This is a genomic window from Thiomonas sp. TH-17 (assembly GCF_057473305.1).
On record NZ_JBYCKI010000293.1, the window covers coordinates 1 to 2,723 of the forward strand.

Annotated in this window: 3 protein-coding genes and 1 pseudogene; all 4 read right to left on the minus strand. The window is 66.6% G+C overall.

Annotated features, from left to right (window positions below):
* Positions 1–314, minus strand: a pseudogene (locus AC2VLV_RS16395) (molybdopterin-dependent oxidoreductase); the annotation flags it as partial.
* A gap of 142 nt (positions 315–456) precedes the next feature.
* Entirely contained in the window at positions 457–1,218 is a 762-nt protein-coding gene (locus AC2VLV_RS16400) for an SDR family NAD(P)-dependent oxidoreductase (RefSeq protein WP_486990983.1), read from the minus strand.
* Positions 1,219–1,223: 5 nt separating this feature from the next.
* Positions 1,224–1,802, minus strand: a complete 579-nt coding sequence (locus AC2VLV_RS16405; protein ID WP_486990984.1) for a DUF3833 domain-containing protein — start codon at positions 1,800–1,802, stop codon at positions 1,224–1,226.
* A gap of 15 nt (positions 1,803–1,817) precedes the next feature.
* Positions 1,818–2,723 (minus strand): MFS transporter (locus AC2VLV_RS16410; protein ID WP_486990985.1); only part of this gene is annotated, 906 nt, incomplete at its 5' end.

Consider the following 2,723-nt stretch of genomic DNA (forward strand, 5'->3'; position numbering starts at 1 on the left):
ATCGCGTTGGGAATGTCGGGCAAGTGATAGCGCACATAGAACGCCTCGTTGGGCGTGATGGCGCTGCGGAAATAGGCGCGCGGCGTTTCGAGCTGAATCGGGCGGTCGGTCAGGCGCAGCAGCGGCGACTTCTGCGGGTAGGTCACATACGGCCCCACACTGTTCCAGAACGAATTGGCGCCAGGTCCGGTGAAGCTTTGCAGCGGGGCTTCGGCCTGCGCTGCGACCACGGCCCACGCCGGGCGCGCAATCAGTGCCGCGGTGCTCGCGGCGGCCAGTGTCAGCCACTCGCGACGATGCAGGGTGCGATCCATCAAGGTCTCCTCGGGTTGGGTCATCGCCCGAAGGGGGCGTGGCCGTTGCTTTCGGACACAACCTTAACCAGTCTTCACCCTATGGCCATGAGTGTTTTCATACAGACGGGAGCATGGCGGCGTATCGCGCCAACCGCTGCGTTCAAAGCCCGGTGAACCGGCTGACGATGCGGAAATAAAGCCCGCGCGGTAGCAGCCGCAGCAGCTTGAGCCACAGGGTGAAGCGGCGCGGGAAGTGGATGTCGAAGTGGCCCGCCTCCAGCCCGGCGAGGATAGCGTCGGCCGCCTGCTCCGGGGTGATGAGCGCGGGCATGGCAAAGGTGTTTTGCGCGGTGAGCGGCGTTTCCACAAAGCCGGGGTTGATCACATGCACGCCGATGCCCAGCGGGTGCAGGTCGAGGTAAAGCGTTTCGGCGAGATTGATCAGCGCGGCCTTGGTTGGGCCGTAGGCCAGCGCCTGCGGCAGCCCGCCCAAACCCGCCACGCTGCTGACCAGGGCGATATGGCCAGCGCCTTGGGCGTTGAACACCGGCAGCGCCGCATCGAGGGCGTGCAGTGCGCCGCGGTAGTTCACATCGTCATGCTGCAAGGCGCTGGCCAGATCGAACTCGGTGGCGCGCATGGGGCGGTAGGTTCCGGCGCAGTAAAGCAGCAGATCGAGGCCGCCCCAGTCGCGCTGCAGACTTTGCAGGGCGTCGCGCAGGGCCTGCGCATCGGTCACGTCCAGCGGCAGGGGCAGGGCGCCGTCGATCTGTTGCAGCGCCTGCACATTGCGCGCCGACACCGCTACCCGCGCGCCGTGCTGCAGCAGCGCGATGGCCGTGGCGCGGCCGATGCCGGTGGACGCGCCGATCACCCAGACGCGCCGTTCCTTCCAGCCAGTGATGCGCGGGTTCAGCGGCATGGTCTTCAGGGCTTGTTGAACGACAGGAACACGCTGCCAACTTTGAAGCCGAACTTGGTGATGACCGAATGGTTGAGCAGCACATGGTCGTCCATCAGGTACATCCAGTCGTCGAACTGCACGTGGTAGATCGTGCCATCGACCGGAAGTTCCAGGGTGTAGTGCCAGTTCAACGCATTGCCCGCCGCGCGGCCGATGGCCTCGCCGATCACATCGCCTGCGGTGCCGATGTAGCGCTTCTCGCCGTCTTTCTCGGGCAGCTCGCGGATGGTCCAGATGCGCTCCTGCTTGGCCCCATCGTTGTAGATAAAGTGTTCGTCAAGCGTGCCCACGTCGCCCTTCCAGGAGGCGTCGATGGTCACATGGAAGCGCCGTGTCATCTTGCCCGAGCGGTCGAACACAATGCCTACCGCAGTGAGTCGTCCGTTGAAATACTGCTTGAGGTCGAATGTGGGCGTCTGGCCCCGATAAGCCAGCGGCGTGACGCTGGCGCAGCCCGACAGCAGACTGATGCCCAGCACGGCGGCCAGCAGCCAGCCGCGACGAAACGACATCCAGGAGTGCAAAGAAGATTTGAACGACATGAGAAGACTCTCCATTCAGGAAGCAAACGCGGCCGGGCCTGACCGACCGCGAACAAAAAATTGCCAAAGCAGCCCGGCCGACACGAGCTTGAGCAAAGACGGCAACAGGCAGTACGCCACCACCAGCGGGGGCAGCACACCGGTTTCCAGCGTGCCCGGTCGGTAGCCGAACAGCGCCAACAACGGCAAAGCCAGCCCGGCAGCGAGTGCGAGGTTCAGCTTGGTCGCAAAGTTCCACACCCCGAAGTAACTCCCTTCGAGCCGGTTGCCGTGACCGCCCGCGCGGATCACTCCGGCGAGCAAGGCAGGCGGCATCACCAGATCGGGCCCGAGCGCCGCGCCCGACAGCACCACCACCAGCGCGTAGCCCCAGCGATCACCCGGCTGCAGCAACGCCGCCCAGACGAAAGCCGCCACCGCCAGCCCCATGCCCAGCAGCCAGCAGCGCGCCGCGCCCCAGCGCCGCACCGCGCGCAGCCACACCGGCACCAGCAGCCCGGCCGCGGCGAAATAGGCGAACAGATACGCACCCGACAGCGCCGCCGCATCGAGCCGGTCGCGGATGAAAAACAGCACCAGCGTGGCCGGAATGGCTGCGGCGATGCCGCTGGTGACGAACACTGCGAGCAGCGCCACGAAGCGCCGGTTGTGCAGCGGCTCCAGCAGGGTGCGCCAATGCAGAGAGGTCGTGGCTGCAGCCCGGTGCGGCGCCGGATCGGGCGCGCGCCACACCAAGGCCAGGCCGACGATCAGCGCGAAGGCGAACACTCCCACCAGCGCGCTGGCGCCGCCCAGCTGGGGCGTCAAGGCGGCGAGCAGCACCCCGGCCAGCCCGAGCCCCTCACGCCAGGCCACGGTGCGGGCGAGCTGCGTCTCGTCGGTGCCCAGGGTGGCGCCCCAGGCCTGATGCACGATGGACGC

Coding starts and splice junctions, on each gene's coding strand:
- AC2VLV_RS16400 (WP_486990983.1), bottom strand. CDS start 1,218: ATGCCGCTGAACCCGCGCATCACTGGCTGGAAGGAACGGCGCGTCTGG.
- AC2VLV_RS16405 (WP_486990984.1), bottom strand. CDS start 1,802: ATGTCGTTCAAATCTTCTTTGCACTCCTGGATGTCGTTTCGTCGCGGC.